The organism is Leucobacter viscericola, from assembly GCF_011299575.1.
GTDB classification, from domain to species: Bacteria; Actinomycetota; Actinomycetes; order Actinomycetales; family Microbacteriaceae; genus Leucobacter; species Leucobacter viscericola.
In genome coordinates, this window is the sequence record NZ_CP049863.1 from 509,721 (window position 1) to 528,465 (window position 18,745).

The following is an 18,745-nucleotide window of genomic DNA, read 5'->3' on the forward strand; positions in this document are numbered from 1 at the left end:
CCACCTTCCCGCGAGAAGCCATCATCTCGTCGGGAGGCCATCCTGCACGATGGCCTCTCGACGAGTTCATAGCTTCTCGGCGGGGTGGGAAGGACTCGGAGGGAAGGGCACAGTGGAGAAGGGTGACTACCAGCCCTCGGTGAGCACCCGGTCCAAGGCCGACACCACGTAGTCGGCACTTTCTGCGGTGAGGCAGAGCGGGGGCTTAACCTTCAGCACGTTAGAACGCTCGGAAGTAGTGAGCACCACAACCCCGAGTTCCTTCATGCGCTCGCAGATCGCGGCAGCCTCTGCCTTGGCAGGTTCCATCGTCTCGCGATCCCGAACCAACTCGACCCCGAGGTACAGCCCCTCGCCGTGGACCGGGCCGACTATGTCGTGGCGGGTGGCGAGCTCGCGGAAGCCGTTTGCGAGTCGATCGCCAACAACGCGGGCGTTCTCTTGCAGGCCTTCTTCTTCCATCGCGTCGAGCACGGCGAGGCCCACGCGGCAGCTCAGCGGATTGCCGCCGGCCGACGAGAAGAACTGACCCTGCGAGGCGAGCGCGTCGGCGATCTTCTTCGAGGTGATGACACCGCCGATCGGGAAGCCATTACCCATGGGCTTCGCGATGGTGATGATGTCGGGCACCACACCCGACTGCTCAAAGCCCCAGAAGCTTGAGCCCATGCGGCCAAATCCGACCTGCACCTCATCGGCAATGCAGAGCCCACCCGCCGCGCGAACCCGGGCGTAGGCGTCGGCCAAATATCCCGTAGGCAGTACAACACCACCCGCGTTGCCAAGAACGGATTCGCAGATAAAACCAGCGACCTCGCGGCCCTCGGCGGCGAGCTGTTCCAGATCTCGACCCAGGTCGGCCGCGTAGGCCGCACCAGTGTTCTCGCCACGATACGTGCCGCGGAACTGGTTCGGCACGTCGGCAACGTGCACCCAGTCGGGTCGGTTTTCGAGCGCGTACGGGTTGTCGTAGGCAGAGGTCGTCACGGCATCCGAGGCCATTGTCCAACCGTGGTATGCCTCGCGCAGAGAGACAACGGTCTTTCGCCCGGTCGCGGCTTGGGCGAGCCGCAGCGCAAGATCCACTGCCTCAGAGCCGCTATTGATCAGTAGTACGGTGTCGAGTTCGGTGTTCGGGGGCAGCAACGCGAGCAACCGCTCGCTGTACTCGGCGAGTTCGCGGTACAGGAAACGCGAGTTGGTGTTGAGGATCCGGATCTGCCGGTTTACCGCGTCTGCAACGCCGGGGTGGCCGTGTCCAAGCCCGGTCACGTTGTTCACCATGTCGATGTAGGCGCGCGCCGTGGTGTCAACTAGGTGGTGCCTCCAGCCGCGCTCGATCTGCATCGGGCGGTCGTAGTAACGTTCCTGAGCGGACGCAAAGATCTGCTCGCGGCGCGAAAGCTCGTCAACGGATTCATCGCGCTCGGCAAGCTGGGGCAGGCCCAGGATCGCGGCCGGATCGTGCGTAAAGCGCGACCAGGCCGGAACACGCTCGGGGGTGACAAGCTGTGCGCGGCCCGGCTCAGACAGCTCCACCGAAAAAATGGGGCTGTCGGTGCCTACGAGCGCGTTCTCTCGGACGAGCATGGCAGAGACAGGCCTGGCGGCCGCGCTCTCGGCAAGCGTCGCAAGCTCAGCTCCCACGGCAACACGATCACCGACTGTCAGCTCAGATGAGGCGCCATCGAGGGCGAACAGACAAGTGCCGTCCACTTGAATGAGCAGACCCCGCTCCGTCACCATGACGATCTCACCAGCAACCGGCGACAAGACGGGTCGAGCGGCACCCGACGCAACCCAGATTTCACTCGCGATCGGCCAGGTTGCCGCGGCGTCGGCTGTGTCGATGGCGGTGCGAGTCATGCGATACACACCGTACGGCAGCACAACTGCGTCTGCACCACCGGCGAGAGCATCAGCGATGAGTTCTTCTTCAGCGTTGTCTTCAAGCCAGCGGCCTGCGTCGAGGTATTCGCTTTCGACCCCGGGATCCAGCACCACAATCTCGCCGGACAGGCCGGGCAAAAACGAAACAAGCGGATCCCCCGCGGCTGCCTGCGGCGCGAAGTGAACACTCTCAAACCCCAGCAGCGCGAGCACCTGCTCGGTTGCCTCGACGAGCGGCAGCGAGGTCGCGGCGTCAAAGATGGCCTGCTCCCCCTCGATGCGCTCGCGCGCATAGTCGTTGTCACCGTCGATCTCGAGCTGGCGCCAACCGCTCGCCACGAGCAGCGTCGAGCGCAGCACGATGAGCGGCCACACGGCCCGAGCCTCGGCTTCAGAGAGCGGTGCCGCGCGGTGGAACGCAGCGATCGCGTCGAGCAGTCGCAACGGTCGCTCGGCGTCGTGGTGCAGCAGCGAAGAGGCGGTCACAGCAAGCTCGGCGACGCGCCAGCCCATACCGAGATCACCGAGATCGAGCACGGTGTGCGGGTGCAGGCGAGCGTCATCCCCCAGTCGCGCCATTACGTTGTCGTCGGTGAGGTCGCCGTGAATCGCCTGCACTGGCAGGTCTGCGCTCACGAGCGAAAGCGCCTCGTGAGCACCAGCGGCCCACCCGAGAACCTGCTCGCGCAGCTCAGCATCTGTGATCGCCGGCGCGAGCTGCACGGTCTGCTCGTAGGCGACTCGCATGTCCCACATCTGGGCGCGTTCGAGACCCTCATGGCGCAGGCCTGCAAGTGCGTTTACGGACGCGGCCGCCAGCACACCAAACTCTTCGATAACCACCGGCGCAAAGTACCCGCTATCAACCATCGGCTCGCCCTCGGCGAACTCGCTGCGGCGCACCGCAAAGCCACCCCAGCGCTGCACCAGAGCGCCGTCGAGACCGGGCAACACACTCGGCACGGCAACTCCCGCAGCGCGATACGCGTCAAGAGCGGCGTGCTGCGCGTCGCGCGCCGCGTCCTCAAACACAGGGTTGTCGACACGCAGCACACTGCGCCGACCATCTGCCTCAAGGAGCACAAAGTTGCGATCCTGGTTGCTGCCGAGCTCGTGGGCTTCTGCCTCGATCCCGTAGCACTCGCGCGCGATCGTTACCGCGTCTGTCTCAGATACTTCAGGGCGCACCAAACCGCCCGCTTGTTGTTCCGTCATGGCGTCTATCTCCGTGATGTGAAATTGAAATCAAGCGTGTGTTGGGTGCCGGGTTCGCAATTGCGAATGCACACAGGCCCGGGCGCTGACGCCCACAAGCCAAAGCTCAGATCTGGTTAAGCCCAGACTGCTGAGACCTATGTTAGCCGGTCTCTGATCTCTGGCGCGAGCGCACTAAAGGCCCGGGTGCGGTGCGAAAGCCGATCCTTCTCTTCTGAACTCAGTTCAGCGGCGGATCGGGTCTCCCCCTCCGGGATGAAAACAGGATCGTAGCCAAAGCCGTACTCACCGCGCGGTTCGCGTGCAATGTTGCCGGGCCAGACAGCGACTCGGCACACCTCACTGTCGTCTGCGTCGGGGATCACGAGGGCCGCTGCACACACAAACCCCGCTGCGCGGTGGTCATCGTGCACGTCGGTGAGTTGCCACAGCAGCAGGTCAACATTGGCGCGGTCGCTGCGCGCGGGGCCTCCCCAGCGAGCCGAGAAAATGCCGGGCATGCCGCCCAGCACGTCCACCGACACTCCCGAGTCGTCGGCGATCGCGGGCAGACCCGTGTGGGCGGCCGCGGCGCGCGCCTTCAGCAGAGCGTTGTCGGCGAAGCTCAGGCCGTCCTCGATGGGCTCAGGGCCGTCGTAACCGATGAGTTCGATGCCGGGAATGAGCGGTCCGAGAATCCGCCGCAGCTCCTCGAGCTTGTGGGCATTGTGCGAGGCCAGTACGAGTGTGCGTGCGGCAGCCATGGTTATCGCCCTTCGGTCAGCGCTTGGGCAAGGGTCGAACCCTGCAGCACGGTCAGTTCCCGCGCGCTGACGAGTGCCAGGTCGAGAAGCGAGTCAAGCTCTTCACGCTTGAACGGCGCGCCCTCGGCGGTACCCTGCACCTCGATGAAGTCGCCGGATCCGGTGACCACAACGTTCATGTCGGTCTCGGCGCGCGAATCCTCGACGTATGCGAGATCGCTCATCGCAACGCCGTCGACGATCCCAACAGACACCGCAGCAACGCTGTCCTTCAGCGGCACAGCCTTCTTCGCGATAAACCCGGCGGACCGGCCCCACTCGATCGCATCGGCGAGAGCGACGTAGGCCCCCGTGATCGAAGCGGTGCGAGTGCCGCCGTCTGCCTGCAGCACGTCGCAGTCAATAACGATGGTGTTCTCGCCGAGCACCTTCGTGTCGATCACGGCGCGCAGGCTGCGGCCGATCAGGCGAGAGATCTCGTGTGTGCGGCCACCGATCTTGCCGCGCACGGATTCGCGCTGCATGCGCTCATTTGTGGATCGCGGCAGCATCGAGTACTCGGCGGTGACCCAGCCGGTCCCCTGCCCCTTGAGCCAGCGCGGCACACCGGGGGTAAACGACGCCGTGCAGAGCACACGCGTGTTGCCGAACGAGATGAGCGCGCTGCCCTCGGCCTGCGAGCTCCAGCCCCGCTCGATTGTAACGGGGCGCATCTGGCCGTTGCTGCGCCCATCGGCGCGGACACTGTTGGTCATTCGGATCCTCCGAGATTCGTGGGCAAATGAATCGCCCCGGTTGAAAGCAGGTCTACGGTTTCGATCCCAATGCCGAGCATGCGCTGGGCCAGATCGACAAATTCAGCGGTGTCTGCGCCGGTTGCCTCGTAACGCAGCACGGGATCTCCCGTTTCTGTGCGCAGCAGGTCAAGGTCGGTGAGGGTGCGATACACCTCGTTGGCGGTTTCAATATCGCTCGACACAAGAGCAACGCTGCGGCCCATCACCTGGCCGATCGCACCCCGCAAAAACGGGTAGTGCGTGCAGCCGAGCACAAGCGTGTCAACACCGCGTTCAATGAGCGGGGCGAGGTACTGCTCCGCAATGGCGAGCACTTCTGGGCCACTTGTCTCGCCTGCCTCCACGAGCTCCACGAAGCGCGGGCACGCGACCGAGCTGAGTGTGATCTCGGGCCGCACGGCGAACAGGTCGTCGTAAGCGCGGGACTGGATCGTGCCGGTTGTGCCGATGAGGCCAACCTTGCCGTTTCGAGTAATCGAGGCGGCGCTGCGTACGGTCGGGGCGATGACCTCAACCACCGGCACGTCGTAGCGTTCGCGGGCGTCGCGCAGCACGGCAGCGGAGGCCGTGTTGCAGGCAATGACGAGCATCTTGACGCCCTGATTCACCAGGTCGTCGAGAATCTCCAGCGCGAAGCGTCGCACCTCGGCGATAGGCCGCGGCCCGTAGGGTGTGCGGGCGGTATCGCCAACGTAGATCATCGACTCGCCGGGAAGCTGATCCCGAATCGCACGAGCGACAGTTAACCCACCAACACCAGAATCAAATACACCGATCGGCGCATCCGGTGAAAGCTCGCGTGTACGCACTAGATAAGCCTACCGCGAGGTTTTGATCCAGGTGTGCCGGTGCAGCTCCGTAAGTCCGTGAGCCTCGATCCCCTCGTAGTGCGCCTTTGCCCCGTAACCCTTATTGGATCCCCACGCGTATTCGGGGTGGGCCTCGTGCGCCTCGCGCATGAGCGAATCCCTCTCAACCTTCGCCCGCACCGAGGCCGCCGCAACACTCGCGCAGGCTCGGTCGGCACCCACTCGTGTGCGCACATCGAGGGGCTTACGCAGACAGGGTGTGAGCCAATCCTGGTTACCGTCGAGCAGGATCACCGCGGTGTCGACGCTCACACCTGCTCGGTGAAGCTCAAGCAGCGCCCTTCGCGCGGCTTCTCCAAGCATGGCGGTGATGCCACGCTCGTCGATTTCTTCGGCGCTCGCGTATCCAACTGCCCCCGTGCCCCATTCGGCGACGAGGGGCGCCAACGCATCACGGCGCTTCTCGCTCAGCAGCTTGGAGTCGCGCAGGCCCTCAGGAAAGGAGTCAGTGCCGGTGAGGATCACGTGCGCTCCGACGGCCACCGGCCCGGCAATCGCACCTCGGCCGACCTCGTCCATGCCGATGACGATCTGGGCACCCTCCGCAAAGAGCGCGGCTTCGACATCGAGCGTTGGATCCTTCGAGATGACTTCTGCGTCAGCCCGCTCGAGCGTCACTTCTTTTTTGCCTCGTCAACGCCGGTGAAGGTACCGTCCGGCACATTGAGCCACTTGAAGTGATTCAGCGGCCAGTTCAGCACAAACGCGCGACCGACGATCTCACCCTTGGTCACAAATCCCTTGCCGGGTTGATCCTGGTTGTAACGGGAGTCTTTACTCGCGTAGCGGTTGTCGCCCATCACCCAGAAGGAGTCCTTAGGGACTGTGACGTCAAAGGTTTTTGCAGAAGCTGCCGTTTCCCCCGGCGGGATCACAATGTAGGGCTCGTCGATCGAAACGCCGTTCACCTGCACTCGCCCCTGCGCATCGCAGCACGAGACGCGGTCACCGCCAACGCCGATAACCCGCTTCACGACGTACTCTTCGCTCGTGTCGGCGGCGAGGCCAATCGTCTGCAAGAACTTCTCAAAACCCTGCGGGGGCAAGGTGCCGCGCGGTGCCAACCAGCCGCCCGGATCTTTAAAGACCACAATGTCGCCGCGCTGAACGTCTACGACGTCGGGTACAAGCTGGTTGACCAGGATGCGGTCATCGATCTGCAGCGTGTTTTCCATCGACCCCGAGGGAATAAAGAAGCTGCGCACCAAAAACGTCTTCAGCAGAAAGGAGACGAGAAACGCAACCACCAAGATAACGAGGAGGTCACGTAGAAACCCCACTATGCCGCCACGACGCTGACGTCGGCGACGCTCGGGAACTGCGGCTTCGCTCATTGTTACTCCTGTGTTCTGCGAGGTGCGGTGAAGTGCGTGCCGCACACGTGCGGCAGAGACATCTCAGGCTCCCATCTTTTACAGAGGGGAGCCTGAGAGTGTCACAGACTTCTATTCGAAATCCGTTAAAAGTGGCGCGGACTAGCGGTCGCGCTTCTCCTTGATCTTGGCCTTCTTGCCGGTGAGACCGCGGAGGTAGTACAGCTTCGCGCGGCGAACATCACCGCGGGTCACAACCTCGATCTTGTCGATGGTGGGCGCGTGGAGAGGGAACTTACGCTCAACTCCTACCTGGAAGCTGATCTTGCGAACGGTGAAGGTCTCGCGAACACCCTCGCCGTGGCGGGAGATAACGACGCCCTGGAAAACCTGAACACGCGAGCGGTTACCCTCGACGATGTTTACGTGCACCTTGACGTTGTCGCCTGCACGGAATTCAGGAATGTCGCTGCGGAGCGACGGGGCATCGACGTGGTCGAGCTTCTGCATGATGTTCTCTCTCTGCGCCCGCCGCGAGTCGGAACACTGATTTCAAAAGTTCAAATGGTTTTGGCTCACGGTCTGTGCGGACCCTCGCGGCAGTATCGCACCGTGGCACAAGGATCTATTATGGCACATTTCTTGGCGCCTCACGTCATTCTGCGCGAGGCATGAGTCGCAGAATCAAGACTGGCACCCGGGGCACCAGTAAAGCTTGCGAGCACCGAACTCTTCGAGCACGATGTTCGTGCCGCAACGCTTGCACGGCGTTCCCTCAAGTTTGTAGACCCAGTGCCGCTCGTCGCGCTCCTGCAGCGCCCGCAGATAGTCGTCACCGGTGAGACCGTCGATCGTGATCATTTGGCCGACCGTGATCCCAATCTCGAGCAGATGTGCCCAGTCGTCCCAGAGCTCTTCGAGCACGGTCTCACTGAGCTGGTTAGCCGGCGTGTGCGGGTTGAGCTCGGCACGAAACAGCATTTCGGCGCGGTACACGTTGCCGATCCCCGCCACGACCGACTGGTCCATGAGTACCAGCCCGATGGGAGTCTTTTTCTTGCGGGCACGCTCGACGAAGCGCTGCTTCTCGGCCTCCGTGTTGGCGTTGGCAGGATCGGGCCCAAGGCGTTGGAACACCGCATCAACCTCGGCGGGAGTGAGCACCTCGCACACCGTCGGCCCGCGCAGATCTGCGCACACCGCCTCGTTGAGTAGGCGCACACGCACCTGACCGACGGGGTCCGGCGGAAAGGATCCCTCGACCTCGGTCTCGCGATCCTGCTCGGCCATACGCACGCGCGTTCGACGCGGGGCACCGATAGAGGTGACCGAGTCTTCAGCCTCGCGGTCGAGAGGCTTGGCCGAGTCCGGGCGCGAGTACTCCCCCGTCTGCCCCAGCTTTGAGTGGCCGGGGGTCTGCCCGTGAATCTGGATCGAGGAGTCAACCCGCACGTCGCCCGCAAAATCCCAGGCACCGTAGATGCCGAGGTGCACACGCAGCCAGTGGTCACCCTCGAACTCGAGGAACATCTGCTTACCGACGGCGCGCGCATCAAGCATCTCGCGGCGGTTCAGGATCGCGGCGCCCTGGGCAAACCGCCCCTGGGGGCTGGATACCTCAGGTGCGGTCCCCACAAAGTTGGTGGCAAACTGTCGCGCGATGCGATGTACGGAGTGTCCCTCGGGCATGATCCACCTTTCCCGCTGCTTGGTTCCACGGTTTGCGGGTCAGTTTCTGGCAGTAAACCGCTGTTTAGTACCAGAAACTGACCCCCGAACGAGAGAGTTTAGAGCTGGTCGACCTGTTTGCCAGCGATCGCGCCCGTGCGCTCGTATTCACCCAGCTGGTTGATGCGGCGCACGTGGCGCTCATCGCCCGAGAACGGGGTGTCAATAAAGAGGTCAATGAAGCGGATCGCGTCTTCGACGGGGTGCTGACGTGCGCCGATCGAGATGACGTTGGCGTTGTTGTGCTCGCGAGCCAGCTCGGCCGTGGAGTCGTTCCACACCAGAGCGGCACGGATCCCCTCGACCTTATTGGCGGCCATTTGCTCGCCGTTACCGGATCCACCGAACACCACGCCGAGGGCGGGCACACCGTCGCGCTCGTCTCGAGCCACTCCGAGGGCCGCATTGATGCAGAACGAGGGGTAGTCGTCGAGCGCGTCATACTCCGCCGGCCCGTGATCAATCACTTCAAAGCCGCGGTCGCGAAGGTGCTGCTGCAGCTGTTGGCTAAATTCGAGTCCGGCGTGGTCCGTGGCAACGTGAAGGCGCATGGTGTCCATTGTATAGAGAGGCCCCCGCGTTAGAACTGCGGCCCGGTGGTGCGACCACGCTTCAACTCGAAGAATCCGGGCACGCTCGCAGCCATCACGATGCCGTCCCAGAGCCTGAGCGCGTCGTCACCCTTCGGCGCCGGTGTGACCACGGGACCGAAGAACGCGTTCCCGTTCACCGAGATGATCGGAACACCCACATCGGGGCCCGCGATAGTCATTGCGTGATCCGTGTTGGCGCGAAGCTGCTTGTCGAGAGTCTCGTCGTCGGCGGAGGCGCGCAGCGTGTTCGGCAGACCCAGCTCTTCGAGAGACTCACTCACGATGGTTTCGAAGTCCTGCTGACCGCCGGGGTGGATCCTCGTACCAAAGGCGGTGTAAAGCTTGCCAACGACTCCCTCACCGTGAGCCAGGCGAGCCGCTTCAACAACGCGCCCGAGCCGCAAACCCATGCGCATGCCCTCGGCGTGGTCGCCGACGTCGTTGCCCTCGTTCAGGATCTCGAGGCTAATGGGATGCCAGGCGATCTCAAAACCGCGCAGTTGCGCGACCTCACTCGCCCAGCGGCTGGTCATCCAGCACCACGGGCAGATCGGGTCGAACCAGAATTCAACGGTCGGGGTTGCTGCAGAGGAATCCGTGGGAGTCATGTCGTCAAGTTTAACCACGAGATTCTGCACTCTGTCAGTGGCTGGGAATAGGGTGGTCTCATTAGTCCATCAGCTCAATCCCGAAACCAGGAGCACCAGTGCCAGGAACAAATCTCACCCGGGTCGAGGCGCAAGAGCGCGCCAGCATCGTTCGCACCGAGAGCTATGACGTTTCGCTTGACGTCACCACCGGAGCCGAGACCTTCAACTCCGTGACCACGGTGCGTTTTAGCGCTAGCGAGGGTGCCTCTACGTTTATCGATCTGATTGCCGATTCGGTTGAGCAGGTTGAACTTAATGGGGTCGCTCTGGATCCGGCTGAGGTGTTTGCTGACTCTCGCGTTCAGCTGCCCGGTCTCGCTGCAGAAAACGTGCTGAACATCACCTCAACCCAGCGCTACACCAACACGGGTGAGGGCATGCACCGTTTTGTTGACCCCGCCGACGGCGAGGTCTACCTCTACACGCAGTTTGAGGTGCCCGATTCTCGCCGGGTGTTCCCGGTGTTCGAGCAGCCAGATTTGAAGGCAACCTTCAAGTTCACCGTCACCGCTCCCGCCCGCTGGAAGCTGTCGAGCAACCAGCCGACACCTGAGCCGACGCCCGCGGGCGAAGCACACGGCGAGGCAATCGCCACCTGGGCGTTCGAACCCACCCCCGTTATCTCTAGCTACATCACCGCGCTCGTTGCAGGGCCCTACCACGAGGTGCGCGGCGAGCTGACGAGCCACGACGGGCGCACGATTCCGCTCGGTGTGTTCTGCCGCGAGTCACTCGCGGAGTACCTCGATGCCGAGTACATCTTCGAGAAGACCCGCCAGGGCTTTGCGTTCTTTGAGCAGCAGTTCGACTACCCCTACCCCTTCGATAAGTACGACCAGCTCTTTGTTCCCGAGTTCAACGCGGGTGCGATGGAAAACGCCGGCGCCGTCACCCTCACCGAGTCCTACGTTTTCCGCAGCCAGGTCACCGATGCGATGCGTGAGCGTCGGGTCATCACGATCCTCCACGAGCTCGCGCACATGTGGTTCGGCGACCTCGTCACAATGCGCTGGTGGAACGACCTGTGGCTGAACGAGTCGTTCGCCGAGTACATGTCAACGCTTGCAACCGCTGATGCCACCGAGTGGAACGAGTGCTGGACTACCTTCGTCGCGTCAGAGAAGTCGTGGGCCTACCGCCAAGACCAACTGCCGTCGACGCACCCCATCGTGGCCGAAATTCGGGATCTCGAAGACGTGCTCGTCAACTTTGACGGCATCACCTACGCGAAGGGCGCTTCCGTGCTCAAGCAGCTGGTGGCGTGGGTCGGGCAGGACTCGTTTATGAAGGGTGTGCACGAGTACTTCGTGAAGCATCACCACGGCAACACCGAGCTGCCAGATCTACTCGGTGAGCTGGAAACGCAGAGCGGGCGCGACCTCACCGGCTGGTCGCAGAAGTGGCTGGAGACCGCGGGCGTCAACACCCTGCGCCCGAAGTTCACGCTTGACGACGCCGGTAACTACGCGAGCTTCTCTGTCGAGCAGACCGCTGCGGTCGACTACCCGACCTTGCGCCCCCACCGCATCGCGATCGGCCTCTACGAAGATCAGAATGGCAAGCTCGAGCGCGTGCAGCGCCTAGAAATCGACATTGACGGTGCAGAGACTGCGGTGCCCGAACTTGTGGGTACCAAGCGCCCAGCTCTTCTGCTGCTCAACGACGACGACCTCACGTACGCCAAGATTCGCCTTGACGAGCAGTCACTCGAAACCGTGTCGCAGCGTCTCGGCGACATCACCGAGTCACTCCCCCGGGCAATCATCTGGGGCACGCTCTGGGACGCGACCCGCGACGCGGAGTTCCCCGCGAGCCGATTCATCGACATCGCACTTGCGCACATCAGCAAAGAGACCGGATCCACAACGCTGCGCACCCTCCTGCAGCAGCTTGTGCTCTCGGCTTCGAGCTATGTCGCACCGCTGCGCCGAGAGGCAGCGCTTCGCCTCCTCGGAGACGCCATGTGGGATCTCGCCCGCACCGCAGAGCCAGGCTCGGATCGTCAGTTCCAGTTCTTGAAGATGTTCTCCGGGCTTGCTCAGACCGAGGAGCAGCTCGACACCGTATTGCGCCTGCTCGCTGGCGAGACCGAGCTTGAGGGTCTCGACATCGACACGGATCTGGGTTGGGAGCTGCTCATCGCACTCGCTGCCGGTGGCCGAGCTACCGACGCCGAAATCGAGGAGGCACTGGCCGACGATCGCACGGCGAGTGGTGAGCAGTCCGCGGCCCACGCCCGGGCCGCGCTTCCGACGGCTGCTGACAAAGAAGCCGCCTGGACGTCCGTGTTCGACGCAGCTGGGCCCTCGAACCTGACGGTGCGCGCCACGGGACTCGGTTTCCTGCGCGCAGCAGATCGCACGGTTCTCGAGCCGTTCGTGTCACGATTCTTTGACTCGCTCCTCACGGTCTGGGAGACGCGCAGCTACGCCATCGCTGAAGAGATGATCGACGGTTTCTACCCGTCTCCCCTCGCAAACGAAACGCTTGCCAACGCAACTCGCGGTTGGCTCGAGGCGAATTCGGACGCGCCAGCAGCGCTTCGTCGACTGATCACCGAGTACCTCGCTGGAGTTACCCGAGCAATCGCGGCGCAGCAAGCAGATCAGGTGGTCTAGTTGAACGAGGAAGACGGTGGCGGCGTAACGGAGGTCGTGCAAGACACAATCGGGTCCTTCTATCTGACCTGGGAGCATCCGATTAACATCATCGCGATTATTCTCGGAGCGATCCTGGTCAATTGGATCCTTCGGCGCATTCTCATGCGCACGGTCACACAGATTGTGCGCGGTGTGAAGAAATCGCAGGATGTCGACACGACCTCTGAGATGCAGGCTGCACCGTACGTGAATGCGCGTGCGGTGCAGCGCACCCGCACGCTCGGCACGGTCGGGCGCCACATCATCAGTTGGTCGGTTGTGGCCGTCGCGTTCATCATGATCCTCGGCAATCTGGGGGTAAACCTCGCTGCCCTACTCACCTCGGCAGGCATTGTCGCGGCTGGACTCGCGTTCGGCGCCCAGAACATCGTGAAAGATATCCTCAACGGCATATTCATGGTGTTTGAGGATCAACTGGGCGTGGGCGATGTTGTGACCATTGGCACCGTTTCCGGCACTGTCGAAGACGTAGGCATCCGAGTAACGCAGGTGCGGGCACTCGACGGCACACTCTGGTTCATTCGTAACGGCGAGATCCTCACCCTCGGCAACTCGTCGCAGGGCTGGGGCCGGGCACTTATCGACGTCACCGTTGATGCCCACCAAGATCTCGCCCACGTGTCAGATGTCATGCTCGACGCGGCCCGCGCTCTGCTCAAGTCGGACCGCTACGCACGCAAGGTAACCGGCGAGCCCGAAATCATGGGGCTCGAGAGCGTCTTTGGGGATCGGGCAACACTGCGACTTGCGGTGCGCACCAGGCCAGAGGCGCAGTGGGAAGTGCAGCGCGGAATCCGCGCCGAGTTGCGTCGCAAGTTCCGCGAGCACGAAATCAAGCTTGCAGATGAGTTTCCGAAGGGGCCAGGAGGCCATAAATGAACGACCAGCAACCGCCAGCACCGAGACTGACACTGCGCACGGGCGAGTCCGGCGATGCGGTCACCGAGACACTCTGGTCTCAAGTGGGCGGCACAGCAACCTTCGAGAAGATTGCCCACAGCTTTTATCGTGGCGTACGCGAGGACCCCGTGCTCGCTCCGATGTACCCCGACGACGACTGGGAGGGCGCAGAATGGCGACTGCGCACGTTCCTCGAGCAATACTGGGGCGGGCCAACGACCTATTCGGAGGAGCGCGGTCACCCGCGCCTGCGCATGCGGCACCAGCCATTCCACGTCAATCCCGCGGCACGGGATCGCTGGCTCTTTCACATGAATGCCGCACTCGACGAGGCGGCACTCTCCCCCATGCACGACGCGGCGTTCCGCGATTACGTTGACCGCGCAGCCCAGGCGATGGTGAATCGCCTGGACTAAGTGGCGAGCAGCTAACCCGTCGGCTGACGAGTGCCGCTGAGCGCAAGCACAGCGCCGAGCGCGATCATAAAGCCGCCGCCGGTTGCACTCATCGCCGACATGCGGGCGGGTGATTTGCCAAACCAGGCACGGGCAGCACCCGCCACCATCGCCCACACGGAGTCGCAGATCGCCGCGAGAAGCGAAAACAGCAGACCGAGTTCGAGCATCTGCAGTTGAACCGATCCTGCTTCGTGCGACACAAACTGCGGCAGCACCGCAATAAAAAACGCGATCGATTTGGGGTTCGAGACCCCCACCACAAACCCCTGCAATACTTGACGACGCCAGGTGAGACGAACCGGGTTCTCGGTCACACTCACGGCGCTCTTGCGATGCCGAATCGCTTGTATCCCCAGGTACACCATGTAAGCGGCGCCGACAAACTTCACGACAGTAAACACGACCACTGACTGCGAAACCAGTGTGCCGACTCCCAGTGCGACGGCAAGCGCAATCACGGCCGACCCGAGAGAGTTCCCGAGGACGCTCAGCAGACCACCCACTCGCCCGAGCGCCAGCGTGCGCCCGATTGTAAACAGCACACTCGGCCCCGGAATAACGATCAGGATCACCGCGGCGATACCGAACGCGAGCAAGTTTTCAAGCGACACCATGTGAGAATGCTACCGCGCTCGTGAACTAGCTTTGAAGTGTTTGATCGTCTTTTTTGCGACGCTTGCGCAGAACCAGAAGTGTGGCTCCACCCGCTAGCAGCACAGCGCCAATACCAGCAGCGAGGGCGATGTCACCACCCGTGACAGCCAGCCCTCCCGTTCCAGGCTTGGCCGGGTTTGGTGGTGTGGCCGGAGGTTTGGGTGGAGTTGGAGGAGTAGGAGGCTTCGGCGGGTTAGGCGGAATGATCCGCTGCACCGATAGCGTCGCCGCCTCACTCGTTGCAGTGTTGCCCTCTCCCGGACCGGTAAATACTCTGCGGTAGAGCTGCCCTGAGTCACCGAGCACCGCCGCTGGAGTCGTATAACTGTCTGAGGTTGCACCCGCGATGTTGGTCCAGGTGGATCCGCCATCAGTGCTCATTTGCCACTGCCCCGTGATCGGCCCGGTTCCGCTGGCGGTTGAGCTGAACGTGGCCTTCTCGCCGGGCTTCACAATGCGATTCTGCGGGTTGGTCACGACCGTAACGGGCACAAACTTCACCGTGAGCGTGGCAGCCTGCGAAGTCGCGGAGTTCCCTGTTCCAGGACCGGTAAACACCGCACGGAACTGAGTACCACTATCGCTAAGAACGGTTGCTGGGGTTGTGTAGGTGGTGTCGGTCGCCCCGGCAATATCGATCCAGGTCGCTCCTCGGTCTGTGCTCGACTGCCACTGCACCGTAATGGGTTCGGACCCTGAAGCCGCAGCCACAAACGAAGCCGTATCTCCGACCGTAACCGTCTGGTCAGTGGGGCCAGTCACGACAAGTACCGGCACCGGGTTGACTGTGAGCGTGGCTGCCTGCGAGATCGCGGAATTGGCAGCGCCCGGGCCAGTAAACACCGCCCGAAACTGGGTTCCACTGTCGGCGAGAACCGTCGCGGGAGTTGTGTAGGTAGTGTCGGTCGCCCCGGTAACGTCAGCCCAGGTCGTTCCGCCGTCTGTGCTCGACTGCCACTGCACCGTGATCGGCTGCGATCCCGAAGCAACCGCCGAGAACGAAGCCGTATCGCCATCGGAGACCGTCTGGTTGGCTGGGTTTGTCACGACCAGCACCGGAACAATATTGACCGTCAGCTCGGCACTCGCGGTCGTAGCGGAATTGCCATCTCCGGGAACGGTAAAGACCGCTCGAAAGAGCGTGCCACTGTCTGACAGTGTCGTAGCAGGAGTCGTGTAGCTTGTCGCAGTTGCCCCGGCAATATCACCCCAGGTTGTTCCACCATCGGTGCTCGACTGCCACTGCACCGTAAGCGGGCTCAGCAGCGAGGTCGCTGATGCAGTGAACGTCGCAGTCTGGCCATCGTTGACGGTCTGATCGACCGGATCTTGAGTGACGGTGATTGCCGTTATCGTGATCGAATCGGGTAGATCGACTGTGCCCAGGCCATTCGTCGCGGTGAGCGTGAACGAGTAGGTTCCCGCGTTCGTTGGTGTGCCGGTGAGTACACCCGACGTGCTCAGGGTGAGGCCGGGCGGGAGGGATCCCGCGGTGACGGCGACGGAGGGCAGTTCGTCTCCGGCGCGGGTGTAGCTGTAGTTGACGCTACTTCCAGCGAGGTGGTTGCCAGCGGCACCGGTGAGCGTTGGGGCAACACCAAATGTGTAGGCGTTTTGCTGTGTCACCTTTACCGGGGTTGTGCCGTAGACCCAGTTCACGTCGACGGGGACATGGCCTGATGTGTGCGCCGGAGTGGTTGCGTTAATGTTCGCGCCGGTAACTGACACCCCTGTTGCGGCGGTCCCACCAAAGGCCACCGAGCTCAGGGTCGCTGCCGCAAGGGTGGGAACAAAGAAGTAGTTGGTGGCGCTGCCCGTGCCCATGTGGCCGCTGTTGTTGTCTCCCGCGTAGTAGATCGTGTGATCGGTCATGATCCACACGCTCGTGTTTGCTCCGCCGTGTACCTCGGCAACTGTTTTACCCGCGGGAAGCTGGGGAGTAATCGGAGCATTCGAGTTTGTCGTGGAGTTGTTGCCCAGCTGACCACTCGCATTGATGCCCCACACCCGCGACGTACCGTCTGCCAGCTTCACCATGGAGTGAGCGCCGCCAGCAGAAACTCCTGCAACGGTCGGAATCGTAACCAACTGCGGAGTCCCGTAGTTGCCAGAGGCGGCGCCGATCCCGAGCTGACCATTGGCATTGCCTCCCCAGCTGTACAGCCGACCATCCGTCGCGCGCGCAAGAACGTGGGTTCCACCTCCAGAGACCTCCGCGATCTGAGGAAGTCCGGTAACGGCTTGGGGCGTGGCGGATGATCCTGTCGTTGTACCGCGTCCGAGCTGGCCGCTTGCGTTGTTACCCCAGGCCCACACGGTGCCATCGGCGGCGAGGGCGAGTCCAAAGTCACCACCGGCTGAAATAGCAGTAATCCCGGCGGGAAGACCGGTTACCTGCTGTGGCGCGGCACCACCCGTTCGCCCCAGTTGCCCCAACAGGTTGGTACCCCAGGTCCAGACAGCACCGTCCGGAGTAAGACCCATTGCGTAGCCAACGCCGGCGGATACGGTTGACATCGCTGGGATCCCAGTAATGACCGCCGGAGTTGTTCGCGAGGGAGTCACACTGCCACTGCCCAGTTGGGCGGTTGAGTTAGCACCCCAAGACCAAACAGCGCCGGCGCTGGTGACGGCAAAAGAGGCTCCGGGTATCGCCTTGGTCGAGGCAACTGAGGTAAAGGTTGTCGCGGCAGGCAGTATCGGCGCGAGCAGATTACGAGAAGACGTAACTGTGCCGTTGCCGAGTTCACCATTGGTATTGATTCCCGCGGCCCACACGTGCCCCGCAGCATCGAGAAACAGGTCGTTCTGGGACCCCGTGGAAATTGTGGCGAAGAGTTCATTGCCGTCTTGAAGCGTTACCGGCGTGAGCCCTGCCGTTGGCCCCTGATTCGGCGAAATCGTAAGCGCGAGTGCTGGCGCAGATACGATAAGCGTCAATGCCAGAGTGAGGGCGGCCGCTAGGGTCACGCGATTTCGCTTCAAGTGCTTCCTCCGGAAGTGGGTGTGGCAGACGGTGTCTGCTCGATCTGTACTCAAGACAGCCGACACCCCCAAAGTCCAGTGGTTCATGACACGGACTTCGACTATTCCCCAATAATCACTGTCATCATAGTCGTATTTTGCGAGGCAGGGCCATGCGTGATCCTGAGTATCTCCAACTCGGTGTACGCTCGAAGGGTCGCCTCCGTAGCTCAGGGGATAGAGCAAGAGCCTTCTAATCTCTTGGTCGCAGGTTCGAATCCTGCCGGGGGCACTCAATCTTTAGCGTCATGATCCTCCGTGGTGCGGGGGCTGATCACTCATGGGAGCACACCGCCAGGTCAGGCCGTGGCGAACGAGCGGAAGAACAGCCGGGCCACGGTGTCGATCTCCTCGGGGCGAAGCGGGTGAACGCTCTTCCGACCGTCACGGACCTCGGTCAGACGGGAAACGCTCAGCACCAGTCGGCCGCGTTCGGTCGGCAGAGCGACCAGCGGGCCCCGGTTGAAGACCGACTCACTCCGATACGCGATGAGGTCGCGGATCTCGTCGAGGGTTTCCGCGTTATCAATCTGGTCATCGGCCGAGAACCCGTACCCGTTCGTCCAGCCGCCGCCGTGATCGAACTGAAGCATCCACTGGGCACCCTGCGACCCGGCGACAACGCGATACCGGCCGTGCGGCGTGCGGACTCCCTCATCGTCCCCCACCGGGACAAGACCGAGCGGCTGCTTGAGACCGAAGCCCGCGTCGGCGAGAAACAGGTCTCCGCCAATGGTGAGCAGCACCGCCACATGCGTTCGAGAAAGCGCGAACCAGCCGTCGTCGGTGTCAGGGTCAGCGATCGTCGCGCGGATGACTCGGGCGTCGAGCCCCTCGCCTCGCAGCGCAAGCGCGAGCAGGGGGTTAATCTCGTAGCAGAGCCCACCTTCCCACCGATCGAGGATTTTCGCGACGATGGTCACGGGGTTAATCTTCTCCGCGTTGCCCTCCATCAGGGCCAGATTCTCGAACGGGATACTCCGCCCCACCGCCACCAGGAGGGCCTCAAGAGCGTCCCGATCCACGCGGGAACCGGTCTCCCCACCGAACAGCGCCCGCTCGATGGGAAAGCCGATGCGATCGCGAAACCGAGCCGCCAGTTCGGGCGAAGAATGCTCATCCAACCAGTCCATTGTTGTGTTCCTTTGTCGTTCTGTTTTCCTGCTTCGCAGAAGCTTTCTGCTGCTGTAGGAGACAACGCGCATCGTCGAAGCGTATTCCTCTGACTCCGACACGGCACGTCCCACTGAT

At 62.5% G+C, this 18,745-nt stretch carries 16 protein-coding genes and 1 tRNA gene; 4 read left to right on the forward strand and 13 right to left on the reverse strand.

Annotated elements, in window-relative coordinates:
* Positions 1–126: 126 nt before the first annotated feature.
* The 10 genes from G7068_RS02455 to G7068_RS02500 form a co-directional block, all read right to left on the reverse strand.
* Entirely contained in the window at positions 127–3,105 is a 2,979-nt protein-coding gene (locus G7068_RS02455) for an aminotransferase (protein ID WP_166288372.1), read from the reverse strand.
* 137 nt (positions 3,106–3,242) lie between these two features.
* Positions 3,243–3,848, reverse strand: coding sequence for an RdgB/HAM1 family non-canonical purine NTP pyrophosphatase (gene rdgB / locus G7068_RS02460; RefSeq protein WP_166288375.1), 606 nt, complete (start codon positions 3,846–3,848; stop codon positions 3,243–3,245).
* Positions 3,849–3,850: 2 nt separating this feature from the next.
* Positions 3,851–4,603 carry a ribonuclease PH gene (rph, locus tag G7068_RS02465; protein ID WP_166288378.1) on the reverse strand — a complete coding sequence of 251 codons (753 nt, stop codon included), beginning with the start codon at positions 4,601–4,603 and terminating at the stop codon, positions 3,851–3,853.
* Entirely contained in the window at positions 4,600–5,454 is an 855-nt protein-coding gene (murI, locus tag G7068_RS02470) for a glutamate racemase (protein ID WP_166288381.1), read from the reverse strand. The genes rph and murI overlap by 4 nt, the downstream gene beginning before the upstream one ends.
* 9 nt (positions 5,455–5,463) lie before the next feature.
* Positions 5,464–6,132 (reverse strand): ribonuclease HII, encoded by a 669-nt coding sequence (locus G7068_RS02475; protein WP_244304626.1) that lies wholly within the window; start codon positions 6,130–6,132, stop codon positions 5,464–5,466.
* Complete coding sequence (gene lepB / locus G7068_RS02480) at positions 6,129–6,848, reverse strand: signal peptidase I (RefSeq protein ID WP_166288384.1); 720 nt, start codon at positions 6,846–6,848, stop codon at positions 6,129–6,131. Before lepB ends, G7068_RS02475 begins: the two co-directional genes overlap by 4 nt.
* 141 nt (positions 6,849–6,989) lie before the next feature.
* A complete protein-coding gene (rplS, locus tag G7068_RS02485; protein ID WP_166288387.1) occupies positions 6,990–7,337 on the reverse strand; it encodes a 50S ribosomal protein L19 in 348 nt (115 codons plus the stop codon).
* A 174-nt stretch (positions 7,338–7,511) separates the two neighbouring features.
* A complete protein-coding gene (locus G7068_RS02490; RefSeq protein WP_166288390.1) occupies positions 7,512–8,516 on the reverse strand; it encodes an Fpg/Nei family DNA glycosylase in 1,005 nt (334 codons plus the stop codon).
* Between the two features lie 98 nt (positions 8,517–8,614).
* A complete protein-coding gene (locus G7068_RS02495; RefSeq protein ID WP_166288393.1) occupies positions 8,615–9,106 on the reverse strand; it encodes a ribose-5-phosphate isomerase in 492 nt (163 codons plus the stop codon).
* Positions 9,107–9,135: 29 nt separating this feature from the next.
* Entirely contained in the window at positions 9,136–9,756 is a 621-nt protein-coding gene (locus G7068_RS02500; protein WP_166288396.1) for a mycothiol-dependent nitroreductase Rv2466c family protein, read from the reverse strand.
* 98 nt (positions 9,757–9,854) lie between these two features.
* Between G7068_RS02500 and pepN the strand changes: the two genes are divergently transcribed.
* From pepN to G7068_RS02515, 3 genes are read left to right on the forward strand one after another with little or no spacing between them, the layout of a single operon-like run.
* Positions 9,855–12,416: an aminopeptidase N gene (gene pepN / locus G7068_RS02505; protein WP_166288399.1), complete on the forward strand. Its 2,562-nt coding sequence runs from the start codon at positions 9,855–9,857 to the stop codon at positions 12,414–12,416.
* Positions 12,417–13,337 (forward strand): mechanosensitive ion channel family protein, encoded by a 921-nt coding sequence (locus tag G7068_RS02510; RefSeq protein ID WP_244304627.1) that lies wholly within the window; start codon positions 12,417–12,419, stop codon positions 13,335–13,337.
* A complete protein-coding gene (locus G7068_RS02515) occupies positions 13,334–13,774 on the forward strand; it encodes a globin (RefSeq protein WP_166288402.1) in 441 nt (146 codons plus the stop codon). The genes G7068_RS02510 and G7068_RS02515 overlap by 4 nt, the downstream gene beginning before the upstream one ends.
* 11 nt (positions 13,775–13,785) lie before the next feature.
* On the opposite strand, the gene G7068_RS02520 is transcribed toward G7068_RS02515, so the two are convergent.
* Together G7068_RS02520 and G7068_RS02525 are read right to left on the reverse strand one after the other, a co-directional pair.
* A complete protein-coding gene (locus G7068_RS02520; RefSeq protein ID WP_166288405.1) occupies positions 13,786–14,430 on the reverse strand; it encodes a LysE family translocator in 645 nt (214 codons plus the stop codon).
* 25 nt (positions 14,431–14,455) lie between these two features.
* A complete protein-coding gene (locus tag G7068_RS02525) occupies positions 14,456–17,455 on the reverse strand; it encodes an RCC1 domain-containing protein (protein WP_166288408.1) in 3,000 nt (999 codons plus the stop codon).
* A gap of 198 nt (positions 17,456–17,653) precedes the next feature.
* Here G7068_RS02525 and G7068_RS02530 point away from each other — a divergent pair.
* A tRNA-Arg gene (locus G7068_RS02530) sits at positions 17,654–17,726 on the forward strand.
* A gap of 67 nt (positions 17,727–17,793) precedes the next feature.
* Here G7068_RS02530 and G7068_RS02535 read toward each other — a convergent pair.
* A complete protein-coding gene (locus tag G7068_RS02535; protein ID WP_166288411.1) occupies positions 17,794–18,627 on the reverse strand; it encodes an arylamine N-acetyltransferase family protein in 834 nt (277 codons plus the stop codon).
* Between the last annotated feature and the right edge of the window lie 118 nt (positions 18,628–18,745).